Raw genomic sequence first — 18,782 nt, forward strand, 5'->3', positions numbered from 1 at the left:
AAAACTCCAAATTTGTTTCGTAGGTTATCTCGCATTATTACCTCTGTTGTGGCTGGGTTAATATTTAATTTGAAAAATGATCGTTTGGATCGCTAGGTGCATCTGCTTCACTTTTCTTAAATCTCGCCGTATTTTGTTTCATCTCGACGACATGGCGATTACTTGGTGATAGATGTGCGTTTAATTCTTGCAACACATCACCTATAATTCCTTTCTGTGGCTTCTCAAATCGATAATACAACCAGCCCTTACGTTCTAACCACAAACAGGTTTTATCAAAAAGCCAAATACCAATTATAAGCAAAGCAAAATAATATATAATTTTCACTAGACCACCTTATGTTTTAAAAATTACTAACAACTTAATGGCATCCATGCCTTATTAAAGTGACACTTTTATGGAAGAGTAATAAAATCTTTCGAAGTCTTAGCAAACATAATACACCTCATCTTTTTAATGCTAGTAAGCAAAATTTATCGAGAATTCATTTCAAGTGCCTGGCTAATCCAGCTTGCAGCTTGTGGATTAAACAACAACTTAATATGAACCCGGTTCATCATTTCCTGAGGTGTTGGTATCGTTTTTAGTGACTTAATTTCTTCGTCCTGCCTTGCAGTTTCTTGCCATAAGAGTATTCCATTAAGGAAATCCTTAGAACCAACGGAAAAATAATCATCAAGTATAGTCCGCCATTCTTTAGCCAATTCTTTTCCAATCTTTCCATTGGGATCCGCAGCAAGACTGTTTACAATTTTATCATAAAGTCCATTCCATCGTTTCAGCCAATACGCTAATGTCGCTCTTCCTATCCAGTTGGCCCCTTCTGGGGTAATCTCAAGTTGCGTCACCTTTCCTGATTTAATACTTTCAAGAAAACTTGAACTGAGTTTCACGTTTTGCGTAAAAAATTGTTTCATTTTTTTGGCCAAATCATGACTAAAAAGAACCACTCTTTCCCCATCTGGCCCCTCAGGATCACCTACAAGTTTTTGATTAATTTCATCAATCATGGCATCCCTTTGAGCAAATTCTTCAGGGAATTGCTCATAAAGAAATAAATATTCTTCAAATTGAGATTCTGATAATGTTTTACCAGCCCATGAATCTTTTAATTTTTCTCTCAGATTGTCTGTCATATTGAACCCCTCAATTAATAGTAATAAATCATTCCAATCAGGAGACTTAGATGGAGCAAGACGTTTAAGAATTCCATCCAGCACATTATGTACTTGCTGCAAATGATCAGATTGTTTTTTAATCACTTGTTGCTGTGCTTGAAGATGCGCATAGATATTGTTATGTTTTTGCAGAATATTTTTTATAATACTTAAATTAAAACCAAAGTACTTTAAGGCAACAATCTGCTGCAACTTAGCCAAATCTGGTGCTGTATAACAACGATAACCATTAGACTCACGATAAGACGGCTCTAATAATCCAATTTTATCGTAATGTCTTAACATACGAATTGATGTTTTGGTTAACTCGCTGATTTCTTTTATATGCCATACTTTCATTTAATTCTCCTGTCATTATCAAGGATAGGGGATAACATAATGTCAGGGTCAATAGTAAATTTAAAAATTTTCTTAAAATTTGTAGTTGTTGAATATACACCAATGTTGACTAAAAATAGCCCAAAACCATGGTTTCCTCGGGAATAATATCATGCAACAGTTTAAAATATCATTTATTGAACAAATTTCTGACTTAGGGATCAATTCTTTAATGGGTTCAATATGAGGGTTCACTATTTCATGAAAGGGCCAGGGTAAAGGCTTACCGTAGAAATACTGTATTATTTATGACCTTCGTGGTGGTATCATTTTCTAAATAATACTAAATTGCTAAACGAGTTCAGGAGCTAACAACATGAGTCAATATAAACGTATTTTCATTATTGGTCATCCAGGTGCTGGCAAAGCTTTAGTCGCAAAAACTGTGGCAGAAAAACTAGGTTGGCAGTTTATCGATGCTGATCTGGGACTAGAGTTTCGAATGGGACGCACCTTAACTGAAATTTTAGGAAAACAAGGTGAAATTAGCTTCTATGCTTGTCAATCTGAACTATTAGCTACTCTAATGAATCAAGAACACATTGTTGTAACTACTGATGCCAGCATTGTGTGCAGCGAACAGAATCGCCAATTACTATCAACAGAATGTGTTGTGAATTTGAAAGTGAGCACACCAGTCCAGATCGAGCGCAATGCTCGTCAACCTTCCCCTCTGTTACTGAATACTGAACTCCAGTCATTTCTAGACCGACTTCATCAGGAACGCGACGGTTTGTATGACCAAGTGGCAAGTTTAACTATTAGCAGTGACGACAATGCCCTTGAAAAGCATGTGCTCCGCATTCTCAACACAGTATTAGAAATTAAAGACAGGAAATCTGTTATTAACCCATTAAAATTAAATAAAAAAGACTTAACCATTTTTCATAAAACCGAGCATGTTCCAGTACAGCTAACCGATCAACAAGCTGCCTGTCTTAAATTACTGGCTCAAGGAAAAGCCGCAAAAGAAATTGCACGTACAATGAATATTTCGTATAGAACAGTAGAAGATTATCTTGCTAAAACAATGGAGTTACTGGGATGTACCTCAAGCAAAGAGTTAATAGCTTTATATCATGATCAACCCTGATAGAGAAACTAAGGTCTAAACGAAAAGTTACAATGGCTTATAGAGCAAAGAATTTTATGTATCATAATAGATAGCAACACAACATCTGGAGAATATTAAAATGAGTAAATACAATCGCATTTTTATCGTTGGTCATTCAGGAGCAGGCAAAGGCGTTCTAGCCCAAGCACTTGCAAAAAAAATGAGCTGGCAATTCATTGATGCTGATTTTGCCTTGGCTCCTTCAATAGGTCGACCCGTAATGGAAATCATTGGAAAACAAGGTGAAGACGCCTTCCATCAATGCTTATCAGATATTTTGTCTTATCAAAAAACCAAAGAAAATATAGTGGTAACGACCGATGATAGTATCCTCTGTCATCAAAAAAACCAGGAATTATTATCTTCTGAATTTGTGGTCTATTTGAAAGTGAGTCTCGATGTGCAATTGGATAGAATTGCTCATAATCGTCCACTACTACCTACGACCGACTACAAAGCATTTCTAAATAAACTTCGCCAGGAACGCGATGATTTATATGAGCAAGTAGCCAGTTTTTCGCTCAGCTCTGATGACGGAGCTATCGAAGAACATGTATCAAGTATTATAAAAGCTATTGGAAAATAAAAACGCCTTTTTTCTCCCAGAGTTCTGGGACGCCTCTTGGCTCTCCTGATACATCAATATGCTATCATTAAAAATGACCAGTTACTTGGGATGTCATATGAACTATAAAATTACCGAACATTATGCCAGAGGCGAAGAAAAATTCATTGCTGAGTTCAATGAATTAAATGACGCAAGATTTTTTATGACAAAAAAATCCTCTATAGATGATGTGGAAAGAAAAAAAGTTATTTATAGACTATATGATGACCATGAACTATTGCATGAATTAAATAAAGAGAACATTTCCATTACCCATGCCAAATACGCAGAGGGTAATGGTGATTTTAATAATGCAGTCCCATTTATTTTCCAAGTCATGATAAAAACCATGGATTCTTTAGAAAGAAAAACAATTGCTCAATTTAATGATAAAAATGATGCCAATCTATTTGTCGTTTGTAAATTTGAGGACGATAATACGGTACATGATAACGATTTGTTCTTAATATTTAAGGATAAAATTTTAATTGATACTGTAAACAAAACCATCACTGCAAATCGAAAAAAAGAATCTAGTGGATCCAGTGGCAATGAGAAAGGATCAACATATAAGCTAAGCCCATTATCAACTAGGCCAACACCTGGTGGTGGCCCCGCCGATTATTGGGTTAAGAATGAGGATGAATAATCTCATTACTCTATATAAACAACGCCTTAATCTTCAATGTGCTACCTTTACACGCATTGACCATGATGATGCAATGGTGGCCATCGTTTATAAAATTACAGGGCCTACTGGTTTACCTCTTATTTTAAAAATAAGTACCCGAACTCAAGATTATTTACGCGAACTTTTTTTTCTAAAACACTTTGCAGGGATATTACCAGTACCGCGTATTATACAAGAAGTGCCACCAGACACAGGTATTCATGGTGCAATTTTAATGGAGTGCCTACCCGGCACCCTGCTTAAAATAATAGACCTTACCGATACATTGGCTTATGACATTGGTTCGCAGCTCGCCGGTATCCATCTCAACCGCGTAGATGGTTATGGCGACCTTACACAACCTCATAATTTAAGCTCTGACCCACGTATTTACTTTACTTGTAAATTTGAAGAAGGCTTTGCGGAATGCAGCGATCATTTGCCTAAAACTCTGCTTGATCAATGCCACCGATATTATGATGATCATATCAATCTCTTGTCCTCAGTAGATGGTCCTTGCATGATACACCGTGATTTTCGGCCAGGTAATATGATCGTTAATAATGGCAAACTTCAAGGAATTATAGATTGGGCTTCAGGGCGTGCCAGTTTTGCCGAAGAAGATTTTTGTCCTTTGGAGCTTAAGGAATGGGGAGAGAGGCCTACTAGAATAAAGTCCTTTTTAAGAGGTTATGAAAGCATTCGCCCAATTCCTGATTATAGTGCCATAATGCCACTCTTACGCCTGAGCAGAGCTTTTGCTACAATTGGCTTTACAGTTAAACATGGAACATGGGCGAAACGCCACGCCCGTCTTTATCAGATTCACCGACAGTTTCTAGATGGATTTTTTTGAAATCTTAGCAAAAAATAGATGATCGCTTTTATGTCCTTTAGGAGGTTGTGCCATGAATAAACAAGTATTGCGCATGGAACAGGTTGTACAGACGTATGTAGCAGATAAACAATTCATGGGATCAATTCTTGTAGCACAACATGGGCATATTATTCTGGATAAAGGGTATGGCTACGCCAATCTTGAGTGGCAAATACCTAATACAACAACTACAAAATTTCGCATCGCCTCGCTCACAAAGCAGTTTACAGCCGTAGCGATTTTATTGCTTGAAGAACAAGGTAAGCTTAAAATAAGCGATTTCACTAATAAATACATGCCAGATGCACCTTCTGCTTGGGACAAGGTAACACTCTTCCATTTGTTAAACCACACCTCTGGGATTCCTAGTTACACTAGTTTTCCTGATTTTGCTGCATTTACAACAAGTACCAAAACACCAGAACAACAAATCGAATTTTTTCGCAACAAACCATTAAATTTCCAACCTGGATCAAACTTTGAGTACAACAATTCGGCCTATGTGCTCCTAGGATATCTAATTGAAAAAATAAGTGGTCAAAGCTATGCGGATTTTGTTGTTCATAATATATTCAAACCTCTTGATATGAACGACTCAGGATATGACTCCCATTCTGAGATAATATTAAATCGCGCTTCTGGCTATATGGTAGGTCCCAAGGGACTTTGTAATGCAGATTACTTAGATATGAGCATCCCCTATTCAGCGGGTTCTCTTTACTCTACCACTCACGATTTGCTGCTATGGGAACAAGGATTGTTTGGAGGAAAAATACTATCATCGGCATCATTAGAGAAAATGATTGAACCTTTTAAAAATGATTATGGCTTCGGAGTGAGAATACATTCTTTAGATGGGCATAAATCAATAACGCATGCCGGTGGCACCAGTGGATTCAATACCAAACTAATCTATTCGCCAGACGACAAGCTGACAGTAATCGTATTGGCCAACCTAAACGCATTAGGATATGTTGCGCAGGATCTTGCTTTGAAAATGGTGGCCCTAGCTCATGGCAAGACAGTTACATTACCCTCAGAAAGAAAAGAAATAAATGTATCCTCTGAAACACTTGCTCAATATGTTGGTACTTATAAGATTGATCCCTATGTTGGTGCCTACGGCTTAACACCCTTAAAGCAACTAATTATTTCTCTAGAAAATGGCTACCTAGTGGCGCAAGAAACAAATCAACCAAAAACGCAACTTTTTCCCGAATCAGAAACTAATTTTTTTGGGAAAATACCAGATATCCAAATTAATTTTTTCAAGAATAAACAAGGTCAAATCTCTCACTTGGAATTGCACCAAGATGGGGAAACTTCAACAGGAATAAATCAATATTTAGACTAAGTATAGATATGAGACTAATCTTAGTGCACTAAGAAAAAGCCTATGAGTCCACCTTTTAAATTATGAAATAACTGGAAATTGCATCATGCCCAAAAGCTCTGCTTATCAACCCGTAAACAAACCCAATTTTTTCTTAATAACAGGAGGCCCAGGCGCTGGGAAAACCTCTGTATTAAATGAGTTAAATAAACAAGGTCACCTTGTTGTGCCTGAAGTAGCTCGTAAAATTATCCAAGCTCAAAATGCCATTGGTAGCAATGCGACACATTCCGGCAATAGAGATAATTTCTGTGATTTAATGCTTGAACAGTCCATAGCAGATTTTAAAAAAATGGAACTGGTGAGTCAGCCCGTTTTTTTTGACCGCGGCATTCCAGATTTATATGGTTATTCCCAACGATTTTGTGGCAAAATGAATACCGAAATAGTGCGAGCTATTCAGCAATATCGATATAACACTTCGGTTTTTATCTTCCCACCATGGCCTGAGATTTATAGACATGATATGGAACGCCAACAGGATTTTCAGGAAGCAATAGAAACCTGGCAAGCGATTAAGGAAGCACATACAATCTATGGCTATGACTTAATCGAAGTACCAAAAGATACTATAGAAAACAGGATTGATTTTATTTTGCAATTAATGAACCTATATAATCAATGAAAAAGGATTGCCCTAGAAATACTGTATTAGTTATAGTCATTCACTAACGGACCACTAGAGCGGTATAAACTAATATGATTGCCCCCATAAAACAACTCAATATATGGATAAATGAAGAGCGCCATAAAGGTGCGCCCAATCCTCAACAAGCAGTCCTGTCTACTGCAACAAAAGAGTCCATTCCCCACGCACGGGTGGTCGCCATTCGTGAGATTAGTGAACTAAGCTTATTATTTTTCACTCAAAAAGGCACCCGAAAGGTAGCAGAGTTAATCACTAATCCGATTGCCACCCTAACTTTTTGGTTCGAGTTGTTGCAGCGAGAAGTGATTATTGAAGGAGTAGTTGAGTCCTTATTGCCTGAAGAAAATGAAAGATATTGGCAAACATATCCCCGCGAGGCGCAGATTAGATTTTATAGCTATGCAGCTACTTCATCCCAACCCATTATAAGCAAGCATCAACTGGAAAAGAAAAAGAAGAACATTGCGGTTAATTATCAGGACAAACCTCTACCAATGAGCGAATTTTATTGTGGGTTTAGAGTTAAACCTGCGCGTATGGTATTTTATACTTATCGGACTGATGAATTATCAGATGTGGTTGAGTATCATCTTGTCGACAATAGCTGGATTACAAGGTTGTTGTCTCCATAACTTACCTCTTGTCTTGATTGAATTATTTAGAACGATAACACTCTGAACAATGCCCCAATCATATTATGGTATAACACGAGAATACTAATGAATTACAAAATAGAACAAATCTCATCTGAAATCGCGCAAACCTTATGTCGCCAAATCACGGCAGATTTACCAGAATATTTTGGTTTACCGGATTGTAATGAACATTATGCATTAGGCGTTTGTTCGCGCATTAATTTTGCAGCAATTGCAGGAGAACAATATGTCGGGCTTTTAAGCCTTGATTTTCCATATCCTGCAAACAGCAATATTTATTGGATGGGTGTTCTACGTGCATTTCAAGGCCAAAGCATAGGGTATTTATTAATTCAAGAAGCTGTAAATTATGCAAAACAGCAAGGTGCTATAACCATGTCTGTTGAAACCCTTGCACCAGCAGAGTCTGATGCAAACTATCTAAAAACCTATGGTTTTTATAAAAATAAAGGGTTTAATCCTCTACTGAATTTAAAGCCCACCGGCTATGAATGGAATATGGTTTATATGGCCATGAGCCTGAATCAATTTAAAAACCGCAATAATCAAGCAATTAGCATAAGGTCATTTGTTGCAAAGGATATCCCCCTTCTCGTAAGCAATTTTGCTAAACACAATTGGCCAAAACCACAGTCTACTTTTGAAACTTATTGGCATGAGCACGAAAATAAAGAGCGAATGGTTTGGTTAGCTTTTTATGAAGGTGAATTTGCTGGTTATATTACCTTGAAGTGGCGCTCTTTATATCCTTCATTTAAACAACAAAACATTCCTGAGATTATGGACCTAAATGTTCTCCCTCCATACCGTAATAAGGGCCTTGGGACTGCTATGCTGGATATTGCTGAACAAGAGGCTGGTAAGTTTTATGATATTGTAGGGCTTGGTGTCGGTCTTTATGACGGATATGGTAGTGCTCAAAAGCTCTATATAGCAAGAGGCTATAAACCCGATGGACTGGGGATTACTTATGATTACAAAAGTATTGAACCAGGGAGTCAAGTTTGTCTTGATGACGATTTGGTGTTGTGGTTCACAAAGAAATTGAAATAGATATAATCTTGTGAAATAAAAATAAGCTTATTTAACGATTTTAGCAATTAAGGCATCCTATCCAATGAACCACAGTAATCTTATTAATCTCTGCAACGAACTTGAATTAGGTACACCATTAAGCCCACCTAAAAGGGTACACGGAGGTTTATTGCATACAATGTGGCGCGTTAATACAGAGGAAGCCTCTTATGCCATCAAACAACTTTCCCCCGATATTAAACTTAAAAATAAAAGCATCATAGAGAATTATAACTTAACTGAAGAAATAGCTACTCGTTTTGCTGAACATGGAATTCCAGCTGTATGCGCACTGAAACCATCAGGAAAGTATCTTGTATTGATTCATGGAACTGGATTTTTGATTTACCCCTGGGTCGATGCGAAACCACTTCATAAAGACACCGTTTCAAAATCCCACGCCCTAAAAATAGCTGAAATTATCGCACAGATGCATCTGATTAATCTTGCAGTACCAGAAATTAAGGAACCAGAATTTGATATTCACACCAATGACAGTCTGGAAGAACTATTCAGTAAAGCTCAGAGTTACCACTGTCCATTTGCAGCCGCATTAACAGAACATCAAAAGACTATTACCACAATCAATACAAACTACCAAAATATGCTCCCTCTTCTCAAACAAAGCAGTGTAGTTAGTCACGGGGATCTGGATCAAAAAAATGTCCTATGGGATAAAAATGATAATCCTATACTAATAGACTGGGAATGTGCTCGCAAACTAAATCCAACCTATGAGATTGTCAATGCAAGCTTAGATTGGAGTGGAATTACCACCAATTTCAATCAAGCTATTTTTATCAAAATGATGCAGACTTATAGCAATTCAGGTGGACATTTAGATAAAACTGTTCTTGAAGCGGCTTTTAATGCCGTTTTAGGTAATTGGATTAATTGGATGGTTTATAATATCGAGCGAGCCTGTACCAGGGAGGAATCAGAGCAAAAAACTTTAGGTATAGAGCAAGTAAATCAAGTACTGCAAACGATGATACAACTAATCAATATTATTCCTGACTTGATAGCTAGTTTTGAGGAAAAAGATAATAGCAAAAATGCATGAGTACGGAAGTCTGATCAACAAAATTGATGCACCACCTTTTTTCGAGATTAATTTTCAGAACTCTTTATCTCTAACTGCTCTATAAAATGGAGTATCTCGCTTTCTAGTTCTTTTGGATAACATGGTCAGATGAAAGCGTACTCCCTCCTAAAGAGTCGTTAAAACAACTAGCCATAACAATTATCCCACTACTTGAGGCCAAACATATCGATTTATGTGATCGTGGTTCGGAGGTAACTCAGCAGCAGATTAATGATCTGATTTTAACGTTCTTACGAGGCTAGTGTATGAAAAAAATACTCGCGTTGTTCAGTTTAGGTTGTTCCTTAAGCCTTATGGCAGCAACTAGCATATCGGCCATGATGCAAACCAATGCGCCAGATTAAAAATCCACGAATGGATTTATTCTACATCATACTTTAACCAAAAAGTGGCGGCTCTAGCTTTACATGTCATTTTGATCAATTATCTTCACTCTATAATTTGTTCGTTCCTTCTTTAGTTTGTTACAGCACACTGGCTTTTGTCGTTGCACATCTGGGACAGAAAAATTAAATTTTATTGGATGAAATTTTGGAGATTATTTTTTGCTCAACAAGTGCAATCGCTTTTTCAAAGTCCCATTGCACTTCCTCAGTCAGCAATGGAAGCATATCTGATCTAAAATCGCTGTGTTGTTTTTTGAGCAGCAGGTTTTGTTCAAACATTGCTTGTGAAATCAGTTCATCATTATGACGAGAGTACTGATTAAAAATTTTAATAACTTCATTGACATGAATAAGGTCTTTCTCCAAAACATACCAAAGGTCAAACAGATCTCGCCCTTTGCGCCTTTGATATAATGCTCGCAATTTAGTGCCCATCAATTCATCAAGATGGTATGTTTGTAGTAATGCTTTACCCTGAAACCACTCTGAATCAACTTGATGGCACTTCGCAATAATAGGTTTTACATTAAAATGCTCTGTGGTATTAATTTCTATTTTAAGTTTAGAGGGTGTATCGTCACAAGCGATATATCGATATACTAGTTTCGCACTTCTTTCAGTCAATTTACGTTGAGGTTCACCAAGCCAGTGATCTAATACTTCTCGGATGGCATCCAATGTTTTTCCAATTGGTTCCGGTTTAATTTGCACCAAATCAATATCCTCAGAATAACGTGCAGGAGGGTCAATATACAATTTATTTAAAGCCGTACCCCCGCGAAATACCAAAGATTGTTGTACGATGGGATGGTTAAATAAATCAACTAAGGCGCGACTAATAATCAAATCCTGTTCGACCATCGGCAAAAACTTCCAAGGAGCAAATGCTCTCCACTGCTCAATATAAATATCTGGAATCATAAATCACTCTCTATCATTGTATTTTCAATAAGCATCCAGCGTGAATTCCTGGGATAACCTTTAATGGGTAATTCACTTGCTAAAGGTAGCGGAGTATCAGGTTTGATGAGTTTATCTTGCAATAATGCAATAATACATTGTTGCTTTTCTGGATCCATCGTTTCAATATGTTCTAAAATGTATCCTAATCGTTGTATCCATGCTTTTTCCTGGGAAAAGTCCAGGAGTTTTATCAACGCTTGCTCATCGATGCTTTCAATCAGTTCGCTCAGAACAGTAGCAATATGATTTAATCCCCCTACATGATGGGGGTATTGAAGCAGATCCATAGCAGTTAACTCAGGCGTTGATGTTATCAGATAACCTGTTTTAACGGTTATTTTTTTTGTAGGTAAATTTTCTAATGATTTTTTATAAATAAATTCAATGCGCAGTTGACCACAATGCAGAGTTTTGAATTGTTTATTGGTCATTACTTGAAAAACCTGAGGTTTTTGATGGGAAGCACCATAATATTGTGCCGCGGAAAGTAAGCACACATAATAAGATAAATTCCAATGTTTCATTAAAATAGGTATAAGTTCAGCTGCAGGAATGCAACCGATAGCTTGATATTCTGGTGGTATAATGACATAAAGATTGGTAGCCGGACTAACTATTTCACCTCTTTTTTTTAACCGATATATTGCACAGTTCAGGGCGTTCTTAGAAACTTTTAAAGAGGATAATGCATCCTCTGTGGTAAATGTATAATGTCCATTTGCACGCACTGATTTTAGGTAACTTGAAAAAGTCATTATATCTCCATGATGTCATTAATTGACATTATAATTATATAACAACATTCACTAATATTCTATTAGTTGATTATGTACTGCCTAGAACTGCCTGACACAACAGTGACGAAAACGTGCCGTAACTATATCCGTTTGTAGTGTATTTATGGCAGTATTAGGCAGTAATTCGATGATTTGATGCATCGTAAGTTGTTGATTTATAATGTTTTCTATTATTGAGTATCAGGCTTCGAACCAAGGTGTCGGGGGTTCGAGTCCCTCCGAGCGCACCATTTAATGGCTATTCCCCATTTCCCTGTCTCTTGATCACATCGTCATGAACTCGGGGCTCTTTCCCATTTAAGGGGGCAGCTTCAATCAACCGCAGAGCACCTTAACACGCACTCTATAATTTTCAAAATTCCTAAAGCCATAAGCTCTACGTTGTATTAGTTTCATCTTTTTTCTTCTAGCCAGTTCTTGGTGATACTACATTCCTCATCACTTAGATCGCTTTACAGTTTAAAGCTGCGCAACACCTCCGTCTACACAGAGCTCCGCTCCGAAAATAAAATCTGAATCATCAGAAGCTAGAAAAAGAGCTGCCTTCGCTAGTTCGTCAGGGTGTCCCATTCTCTTGAGGGGAACTCGTTCGGTCATTTTCTGACTCATCATGTTAAGTTTTTCTTCACTAAGTCCCATTTTCTTATAAATGGGAGTCTCAACAGGTCCCGGTGAGATAACATTCACGCGGATTCCTTTGTCCACAAGGTCAGCAGCAAATCCACGCCCAAAGGAGCGAACTGCTGCTTTGCTTGCGCTGTAAACAGAACCACCAGGCAATGCCCTTTGTTGTAAAGAGGAGCTGGTCAAAATAATGGAACTCCCTTTGCGCATCAACGGTATCGATTTCTGAACAGTGAAAAACAACCCTTTCACGTTCACATCCATCATTTTGTCGAAAAAGTCTTCGTTCACTTCACTAAGAGGTACAAAGTTGGCGATGCCAGCGTTCGCGAACAAGACATCAATTCGTCCAAACGTGCTTTTTATTTCCGCGAAAACACGATCTAAATCCAAAAGCTTTGCCACATCAGCCTGAAGCGCGAGCACCTTATCACCCAACTCATCCTTTGCTGCTTGCAATGTTTTACTGTCTCGGCCTACTATCACAACAGAAGCTCCTTCCTCAAAAAATAGTTTCGCCGTCGCTAAGCCAATTCCGCTTGTTCCACCAGTAATCACTGACACTTTACCTTCTAGTTTTTTCATAAATTAGATTCCTAAACATGTTATTCGTAAGTGTTGACAAGCACTACTTTCCGCACTTGCTGAACCCACTCCACCAACTCAACTTTGTCGCTCATTTTTAATCATAGTTTACAGAGATTTACCAACCAGACAGGCAAGGGAGCAAGTTATTGTTACATAGGTTATGGGAGAAGAAATCTCTATGAACTAGTCTTGCAGTGTATCCATAAATACTGAAGATACACTGCATCTCATGGAGTTCATAAAACCATTAGAATTAGCGGTTCTTCGGATGTATCCAAGCATTAGCCTTCATGAAATCATCTAATGGGGTATGGGCAATGTGATTGGTATAGTTGCTCATTACTTTAAGACCAACCCCAGTAATGACATCAAAGACATTAGCTTTGCTATAACCAGCACTCAAAAAAGATTCAATCACTTCATCACTAACAAAGCCACGTTCGATAACTATTTTACGGGTAAATTCACGTAGTGCTTGTAACTTAGGATCAGCAATTGGTTTACCATCGCGTAGCGCTTGAATAGTGGCCTCATCCATTTTTACCATTTTGGCAAGAGTAGAGTGACCTGCCATACAATAATGACAATTGTTTTCATAGTTCACTGTCATTAATACTACCTGTTGTTCAATGGGATTAAGACTGGTCTTTTTGGAAAAAATATTCCATACAGTGCTATAACTATCAAGTAATGCTGGAGACTCTGCCATAAAGCTTTGTAAATTGGGCACAAAACCAAAGGCTTTTTTAGTTTCTTGTAAACTAGCCTTAGATTCTTGAGGGGCATTATCCATCGTATATTGAGTGAATTGAGTCATCATTATTTTCCTTAATTTCTGGTGATTTTTGTAGATATTAACCTGGAAAATCTATTCATTATAGACTATTTGATTGATAGAGTAGCGTTGATGTCCCAATAATCAATATTATTTTGGAAGAAAACTCTCTTTTTAGAAGTATCCACAGAAAAAAGTGCATGGCCTCACCCAATCATGATGTGCATCTTTTGGCCAGAACCATTCATGAATGGCTACCCCAAGGCATCCGATTCATGATTGAGGGTACGTACACCCCAAGATTTCTCAAACGATACTATTTCAAAGAAGAAGTGCTGGACCAACTGTATTTGGCTGACAAAGTATTACAGCACTTATTACTCCAGCAATTGAAACTAACATTTCCCCATGTAATGAATCTAAACTGTTACTACTTGTATGGACCTACTGGTGTTCAATTAGCAACACAAAAGATTCGCGAAATACTTGCGACGCAAAAACCCAAGTACATTATCCGGGCAGATATCAAATCGTACTATAAATCCATACAGCATCATGTATTGATTGATGACATCAAGCGTTATTACACCGATACTAAAGTCCAATCAATGTTGGAAAATATTGTCAGAAATCCCATTGAAACACCTAGAGGATATAAGAACCCTGATCATGGCATAGCGCTTCGTGGTCCTTTGTCCCAATTTTTTAGTGCACTGTATTTAAAACCACGGGATGATGCATTTGATATGATGGACGTAGCCTATCTGCGTTATCAAGACGACATCATTATCTTATGCTTCACCAAACGCCAATTAGAACGCTGCAAAATTAGAAATGCACGCGAACAAGTTCGGCTTATGGTTATTGATGGGTTTTCTACCTCCCGAATCAGAAGCTACTTGAGCGCGTGGTTGCGGTGGTGGGTGAGAACGAGTCAAAGCTGGAACCATCAATCCTTATTATCCCAATTCATTCATAGTTGTTATGATGCCAAAATAGCGGGTATTGCTATTGAGCTGCTGTTGGCTAACTACGCTAAATCGTGGGTACCTGTGGACTTGATGGCTCAGCAAGATTTTGAAAAGACTGCATAAGGTCTTTTGTTCTCACCTCATCAATGGCTTCTATAGCCGATAAATCCAACTCCGACATGACTACCCCCTCCTCAACCCCGCGGCACCGAGCCAGTCCGCTCACAAACCGTAATATTGCCCATGAAAAACCCAACCCAGAATCCTCATCGGAAGCCGTAGGAGTAAACCAGGTATCATAAGCATCAGTCACACAGTTATAAAACTTAAGCTGTCGCTCTAGATTGGCTGGATTAGATGCATCCAATAAGGCCCGGTCATTGACTACATCATAAAATGAACGCTTGGGATGACAATATTCCTGAGCAATATGAGCAGGTACCTCTCTTTGGGGAAGACCAACCTTTATCCAGAGTGTGTCTAGTGCTTCCCAATCCGCATCAGTTACCTTGGGACTTTGATTGTACGCCTCAATATAAGTTCTTAATGCATTCTTTAAGGGCGTTAAATCAAAATGTGCGCTCCGGTATTTTATGCCCTTTTGGGTATAGACAAGGCCTCTTGGGTGTTTGAATAGGTTGTCTCCTATGAGTTCTTCGATTTTTTGAACACGTTTCAGGATAAGGTGCTTGGTTTGGTCATCCATATACCGTTCCAACATCCGACACATATGCGTGTCCTTGGCCCAATAGGCATATTCATAGGCAGTACAGTTAAAGGTTCTTCCTGAATAGTCCGTAAAAGGTATTTTTCTTGCGATGAGGAGCTCTTGAGCACTATCAGCGTCTTTTTTAAGTAAGCATTCCGCCTCAATTTGTTGACCGTACGCTACATGGCGTAAAAACTGTTTGGCATCGATTATGGGCTTGAAATCGGGTCGTTCGTGTTTGAGTTGCACCAAGAGTGTTTCTTTGAGCTTTGGGTCTTTGTAGGTGTTGATTCGTTCGTATAAGGCTTGTAATGCTGCATGATTCATCGTGGCGGTATCAATCACCACATCGTCTTGAACCAGAGGGTTTTTATGGGGAATATTTACACCTAAACTTTGCGCACCACTTCGCGCTTTCTCCAAAGCTTGGGTTACTTCTTGGGGTACATCCAATAAAGGAGAGTGCACAAATTCGGCAAAACTCGTACAGATGAACCCTTGGTGTCTCACAAAATCGCCTTTCTTTTGAGTGTCTAACACGAAAAACTCATCAAAATGGGGGGAGTCTTTGATTTCTGAATAACGCGTTACAAAAGTTTCTTGGATGTTATTGATGTCTGCTTGAGTGAGCAGGCGGGTTAAGGCTAATTCGTTGACATGCTCATTTATCCACAAGAGGCAGGCTTCTTCGATGCTGCGATTACTTTGGTGGGCTTGAGCTAGAGTTTGGGCAAGGTGAACGCTTAAACTAGAGTGAGCATCTAGAATTTGCCCAAAGTTCGTGCTTGGGCTGATAATTCCTTGAGCGAGACAGTAGATGTTGGTGATGCCTAGCAAAAATTGGGTTGCTATGGACCAGTCTTCTGCCTGAGTTAAACACTTGAAAGGGGATTCAATAAGGGAGTCAAATAAGCCGCCAGCACAGTATCCGAATAAGGCCTCCATATACTCTTCTGCGCTTGTTGTTTGAGGGTTAAAGCCCATGGCCTTATTAATCTCTTGTTGATGAATCAGCGTGCCTTGCTGAGTTTTGGTAAAATCAACGTCTACATTCAGTAAGGTTTGTGTCGTCTTTTTTAGAACTGCCCTTAAGTGCTCAAAATCAATAGGTTTATTAGGAGGCATCAATTGTGCTACCTGCTTAATCACTCGAGACTTCAAATTTTTGGCTTCAAAGGTGAGTGGGGTATAGGCTTGGATGAGGGCGTGTTGTAATGCTGATTTTGATGTGTGGATCTGCTTTGATACACTCTTGTGTGCCACACTAAATATGGGGTTGGTCGCTTCCGAACGCAAAAAGCCATCTTCTGCTGTAGGGCGTAAGATCATGCTGTAGAGATTGGAGGTGTCCCTGTCTTGCATAAGCTCTTCTAATGGTCTTGGATAACTTGGAAAGCCTGCATTGAGGCAGCTTAATTCTGGGTGATTTTCCACAGAAACAAGTACTTTTAAATACGCATCAATTTGGACCAGCCTTTCTTGTTTTTGTTGGGTGAGTGACGACTCTGCTCCAAGTAGGTTAATGTCACTTTCCAGAGCCTCTTTGTAGGCTAATAATTCGGTCTTGAGGCTGGCTTTTTTGTTTGAATTGCTGCCTTTGCCAAAAAATTCTTGCAGGGCGTAAACCGCTTTGCAGGTGTTGTCTAACCCAATGTTCGTGCCACTGACTATCGGCATGAAGACATGGACTATGTTTTCCGGGCTAACATACAGGTATCTGGCAAATAGAGGCTCTTTTAGGGGAAGCTTCATGTTAATTGATTTTTATTTAATTAGTGTGATCAAAATATATCATTCCTTGCCAAAAGTCTCTATGTTATCATTGTCTACATATTGGAATCTGTTCATTATAAAAGTCCTAACATGCTATTTCAATTTGAGCGGGTAATCTATAAAAAGTTGAGAATGGCGTGAACTAGTAGTTGAGCAACAAATAATTGATGAAATTTTGTAAAATCTTTTAGCTATATTTCTCAATAAGTTGGTCAGCGATTTCATTTAAGTCGCGACCTATATAGGTTGGTTGAGGCCCAACACTAAGGACCTCATTTTCTTTGCGAGCAATAAACGCTGCAACTGCCCCTATAGTATCCCATATATGGCACGCAATCAGCGTCACTTCTGAGGGCTTGACTCCTAATGTCTTGACAACATTGTCATAAGCTTCTCGCGCAGGGATACAAAATCATATTCGCAAACCACACGCGCATTGACTCTTTTGAGTCCAGGATTCGCTCAAAAACAGGATTTAATGATTCAAGATCGATCAGCGTTTCATTACAATCGAAAACCAAGATTTTTCTCATGATATCCTTCTTCACATTAATTCTCTGTTGTTCATGCATAAGTCAACATAGTAAATGCAGCTCATCTGCGCTATTGAACAGTTCCTGACTTTAAAAATTGTCGGATGCTGTCAGCGATTTCTTGCACATGGGTTTCGAGTGCGAAGTGCCCTGTTTCAAAGAACTCCACTTCTGCATTAGGATTATCGCGCTTGAATGCTTCAGCACCTGGAGGAAGAAAGAATGGATCGTTTTTCCCCCAAACAGCCAATAGTCTAGGTTTATGTGTGCGGAAATAGTTCTGAAACTCTGGATAGAGGGCAACATTCGATTTATAATCGCCGAACAAATCCAACTGAACTTCTTTGGCATCTTTGCGTTCCATATAATAATTGTCGAGCGAATACCCATCTGGAGAAACTTCCGCAGCATCCCTGGTCCCGTGTGTGTATTGCCAAAGTGTTGTCTCTGGAGTTAAGAAAGCACGCAACGCTTCCCGATTAGCACTTGATGCGTCTTTCCAGTATGCCTGGATTGGCTTCCAGCCATCGCTTAATCCTTCTTCGTAGGCATTCCCGTTTTGAGAAATAATAGCCGTAATACGCTCTGGGTGCTTGAGTGCAATACGTAAACCAGTGGGTGCACCATAGTCAAAAATGTAAACCGCAAATTTATCGAAACCAATGACCTCTGTGAATTCATCTACCACTTTCGCAATGTTATCGAATGTGTACTTGAATTCCGAACGAGGAGGCATATCTGTCCTGCCAAAACCCGGTAGATCGGGCGCCACAATATGGAATTGATCGGAGAGAATAGGGATCAAATCCCTGAACATATGGCTTGAAGTCGGAAATCCGTGCAGCAAAAGCAATTTTGGTTGTCCCACTTTTCCTGCTTCTCGGTAAAATAAATTCAAACCATCAATCTTTACATTCTTGAAGCGAGTGTTACTCATTCTATTTCTCCCTTAATTAATCGT

At 38.7% G+C, this 18,782-nt stretch carries 18 protein-coding genes and 1 pseudogene; 10 read left to right on the forward strand and 9 right to left on the reverse strand.

What is annotated here, in order from left to right; all coding sequences use genetic code 11:
- Nucleotides 1-64: 64 nt before the first annotated feature.
- Both LFA_RS13445 and LFA_RS13450 read right to left on the reverse strand, forming a co-directional pair.
- Nucleotides 65-328 carry a hypothetical protein gene (locus tag LFA_RS13445; protein ID WP_045096639.1) on the reverse strand — a complete coding sequence of 88 codons (264 nt, stop codon included), beginning with the start codon at nucleotides 326-328 and terminating at the stop codon, nucleotides 65-67.
- Between the two features lie 146 nt (nucleotides 329-474).
- Nucleotides 475-1,518 (reverse strand): MerR family transcriptional regulator, encoded by a 1,044-nt coding sequence (locus LFA_RS13450; protein WP_045096640.1) that lies wholly within the window; start codon nucleotides 1,516-1,518, stop codon nucleotides 475-477.
- Nucleotides 1,519-1,873: 355 nt separating this feature from the next.
- Here LFA_RS13450 and LFA_RS13455 point away from each other — a divergent pair, with 355 nt between their 5' ends.
- The 9 genes from LFA_RS13455 (at nucleotide 1,874) to LFA_RS13495 (ending at nucleotide 9,660) form a co-directional block, all read left to right on the forward strand.
- Nucleotides 1,874-2,650: a shikimate kinase gene (locus LFA_RS13455; RefSeq protein ID WP_045096641.1), complete on the forward strand. Its 777-nt coding sequence runs from the start codon at nucleotides 1,874-1,876 to the stop codon at nucleotides 2,648-2,650.
- Between the two features lie 100 nt (nucleotides 2,651-2,750).
- Nucleotides 2,751-3,257: a shikimate kinase gene (locus tag LFA_RS13460; RefSeq protein WP_045096642.1), complete on the forward strand. Its 507-nt coding sequence runs from the start codon at nucleotides 2,751-2,753 to the stop codon at nucleotides 3,255-3,257.
- A gap of 97 nt (nucleotides 3,258-3,354) precedes the next feature.
- On the forward strand, nucleotides 3,355-3,927 hold the full coding sequence (locus LFA_RS13465; protein ID WP_045096643.1) for a hypothetical protein: 573 nt from the start codon (nucleotides 3,355-3,357) through the stop codon (nucleotides 3,925-3,927).
- A complete protein-coding gene (locus LFA_RS13470; RefSeq protein ID WP_045096644.1) occupies nucleotides 3,920-4,804 on the forward strand; it encodes an aminoglycoside phosphotransferase family protein in 885 nt (294 codons plus the stop codon). Before LFA_RS13465 ends, LFA_RS13470 begins: the two co-directional genes overlap by 8 nt.
- Nucleotides 4,805-4,856: 52 nt before the next feature.
- The gene (locus LFA_RS13475) at nucleotides 4,857-6,179 is read left to right on the forward strand and encodes a serine hydrolase (protein ID WP_045096645.1); all 1,323 of its coding nucleotides are present in this window, start codon (nucleotides 4,857-4,859) and stop codon (nucleotides 6,177-6,179) included.
- 85 nt (nucleotides 6,180-6,264) lie between these two features.
- Nucleotides 6,265-6,843, forward strand: a complete 579-nt coding sequence (locus LFA_RS13480) for an AAA family ATPase (protein WP_045096646.1) — start codon at nucleotides 6,265-6,267, stop codon at nucleotides 6,841-6,843.
- A 74-nt stretch (nucleotides 6,844-6,917) separates the two neighbouring features.
- On the forward strand, nucleotides 6,918-7,499 hold the full coding sequence (locus LFA_RS13485) for a pyridoxine/pyridoxamine 5'-phosphate oxidase (RefSeq protein WP_045096647.1): 582 nt from the start codon (nucleotides 6,918-6,920) through the stop codon (nucleotides 7,497-7,499).
- Nucleotides 7,500-7,586: 87 nt separating this feature from the next.
- Nucleotides 7,587-8,576, forward strand: a complete 990-nt coding sequence (locus tag LFA_RS19560) for a GNAT family N-acetyltransferase (RefSeq protein WP_084602184.1) — start codon at nucleotides 7,587-7,589, stop codon at nucleotides 8,574-8,576.
- A 64-nt stretch (nucleotides 8,577-8,640) separates the two neighbouring features.
- Nucleotides 8,641-9,660 (forward strand): aminoglycoside phosphotransferase family protein, encoded by a 1,020-nt coding sequence (locus LFA_RS13495; RefSeq protein WP_045096648.1) that lies wholly within the window; start codon nucleotides 8,641-8,643, stop codon nucleotides 9,658-9,660.
- A 551-nt stretch (nucleotides 9,661-10,211) separates the two neighbouring features.
- Here LFA_RS13495 and LFA_RS13500 read toward each other — a convergent pair.
- The 5 genes and pseudogenes from LFA_RS13500 to LFA_RS13515 all read right to left on the reverse strand — a co-directional run bounded on the left by LFA_RS13500 (nucleotide 10,212) and on the right by LFA_RS13515 (nucleotide 13,880).
- A complete protein-coding gene (locus tag LFA_RS13500) occupies nucleotides 10,212-11,009 on the reverse strand; it encodes a nucleotidyl transferase AbiEii/AbiGii toxin family protein (RefSeq protein ID WP_045096649.1) in 798 nt (265 codons plus the stop codon).
- Nucleotides 11,006-11,806 carry a type IV toxin-antitoxin system AbiEi family antitoxin domain-containing protein gene (locus tag LFA_RS13505; RefSeq protein WP_045096650.1) on the reverse strand — a complete coding sequence of 267 codons (801 nt, stop codon included), beginning with the start codon at nucleotides 11,804-11,806 and terminating at the stop codon, nucleotides 11,006-11,008. Before LFA_RS13505 ends, LFA_RS13500 begins: the two co-directional genes overlap by 4 nt.
- 357 nt (nucleotides 11,807-12,163) lie before the next feature.
- A pseudogene (locus LFA_RS20645) lies at nucleotides 12,164-12,250 on the reverse strand (transposase); the annotation flags it as partial.
- Between the two features lie 57 nt (nucleotides 12,251-12,307).
- Nucleotides 12,308-13,057, reverse strand: a complete 750-nt coding sequence (locus tag LFA_RS13510) for an SDR family oxidoreductase (protein WP_045096651.1) — start codon at nucleotides 13,055-13,057, stop codon at nucleotides 12,308-12,310.
- A 256-nt stretch (nucleotides 13,058-13,313) separates the two neighbouring features.
- Nucleotides 13,314-13,880 carry a carboxymuconolactone decarboxylase family protein gene (locus LFA_RS13515; RefSeq protein WP_197541187.1) on the reverse strand — a complete coding sequence of 189 codons (567 nt, stop codon included), beginning with the start codon at nucleotides 13,878-13,880 and terminating at the stop codon, nucleotides 13,314-13,316.
- Between the two features lie 155 nt (nucleotides 13,881-14,035).
- Here LFA_RS13515 and LFA_RS13520 point away from each other — a divergent pair, with 155 nt between their 5' ends.
- Nucleotides 14,036-14,929: a reverse transcriptase domain-containing protein gene (locus tag LFA_RS13520; RefSeq protein ID WP_084602185.1), complete on the forward strand. Its 894-nt coding sequence runs from the start codon at nucleotides 14,036-14,038 to the stop codon at nucleotides 14,927-14,929.
- Here the strand turns inward: LFA_RS13520 and LFA_RS13525 are convergent.
- Together LFA_RS13525 and LFA_RS13530 are read right to left on the reverse strand one after the other, a co-directional pair.
- The gene (locus LFA_RS13525; RefSeq protein WP_045096653.1) at nucleotides 14,871-17,267 is read right to left on the reverse strand and encodes a hypothetical protein; all 2,397 of its coding nucleotides are present in this window, start codon (nucleotides 17,265-17,267) and stop codon (nucleotides 14,871-14,873) included. The genes LFA_RS13520 and LFA_RS13525 overlap by 59 nt on opposite strands.
- Before the next feature lie 624 nt (nucleotides 17,268-17,891).
- Complete coding sequence (locus LFA_RS13530; protein ID WP_045096654.1) at nucleotides 17,892-18,758, reverse strand: alpha/beta fold hydrolase; 867 nt, start codon at nucleotides 18,756-18,758, stop codon at nucleotides 17,892-17,894.
- Nucleotides 18,759-18,782: the final 24 nt, after the last annotated feature.

The organism is Legionella fallonii LLAP-10, from assembly GCF_000953135.1.
GTDB classification, from domain to species: domain Bacteria; phylum Pseudomonadota; class Gammaproteobacteria; order Legionellales; family Legionellaceae; genus Legionella; species Legionella fallonii.

Excerpts from the sequence above, each read along its gene's own strand:
- LFA_RS13450 (WP_045096640.1), bottom strand. The coding sequence starts at position 1,518 with ATGAAAGTATGGCATATAAAAGAAATCAGCGAGTTAACCAAAACATCA.
- LFA_RS13455 (WP_045096641.1), top strand. The coding sequence starts at position 1,874 with ATGAGTCAATATAAACGTATTTTCATTATTGGTCATCCAGGTGCTGGC.
- LFA_RS13460 (WP_045096642.1), top strand. The coding sequence starts at position 2,751 with ATGAGTAAATACAATCGCATTTTTATCGTTGGTCATTCAGGAGCAGGC.
- LFA_RS13465 (WP_045096643.1), top strand. The coding sequence starts at position 3,355 with ATGAACTATAAAATTACCGAACATTATGCCAGAGGCGAAGAAAAATTC.
- LFA_RS13470 (WP_045096644.1), top strand. The coding sequence starts at position 3,920 with ATGAATAATCTCATTACTCTATATAAACAACGCCTTAATCTTCAATGT.
- LFA_RS13475 (WP_045096645.1), top strand. The coding sequence starts at position 4,857 with ATGAATAAACAAGTATTGCGCATGGAACAGGTTGTACAGACGTATGTA.
- LFA_RS13480 (WP_045096646.1), top strand. The coding sequence starts at position 6,265 with ATGCCCAAAAGCTCTGCTTATCAACCCGTAAACAAACCCAATTTTTTC.
- LFA_RS13485 (WP_045096647.1), top strand. The coding sequence starts at position 6,918 with ATGATTGCCCCCATAAAACAACTCAATATATGGATAAATGAAGAGCGC.
- LFA_RS19560 (WP_084602184.1), top strand. The coding sequence starts at position 7,587 with ATGAATTACAAAATAGAACAAATCTCATCTGAAATCGCGCAAACCTTA.
- LFA_RS13495 (WP_045096648.1), top strand. The coding sequence starts at position 8,641 with ATGAACCACAGTAATCTTATTAATCTCTGCAACGAACTTGAATTAGGT.
- LFA_RS13500 (WP_045096649.1), bottom strand. The coding sequence starts at position 11,009 with ATGATTCCAGATATTTATATTGAGCAGTGGAGAGCATTTGCTCCTTGG.
- LFA_RS13505 (WP_045096650.1), bottom strand. The coding sequence starts at position 11,806 with ATGACTTTTTCAAGTTACCTAAAATCAGTGCGTGCAAATGGACATTAT.
- LFA_RS13510 (WP_045096651.1), bottom strand. The coding sequence starts at position 13,057 with ATGAAAAAACTAGAAGGTAAAGTGTCAGTGATTACTGGTGGAACAAGC.
- LFA_RS13515 (WP_197541187.1), bottom strand. The coding sequence starts at position 13,880 with ATGATGACTCAATTCACTCAATATACGATGGATAATGCCCCTCAAGAA.
- LFA_RS13520 (WP_084602185.1), top strand. The coding sequence starts at position 14,036 with ATGGCCTCACCCAATCATGATGTGCATCTTTTGGCCAGAACCATTCAT.
- LFA_RS13525 (WP_045096653.1), bottom strand. The coding sequence starts at position 17,267 with ATGAAGCTTCCCCTAAAAGAGCCTCTATTTGCCAGATACCTGTATGTT.
- LFA_RS13530 (WP_045096654.1), bottom strand. The coding sequence starts at position 18,758 with ATGAGTAACACTCGCTTCAAGAATGTAAAGATTGATGGTTTGAATTTA.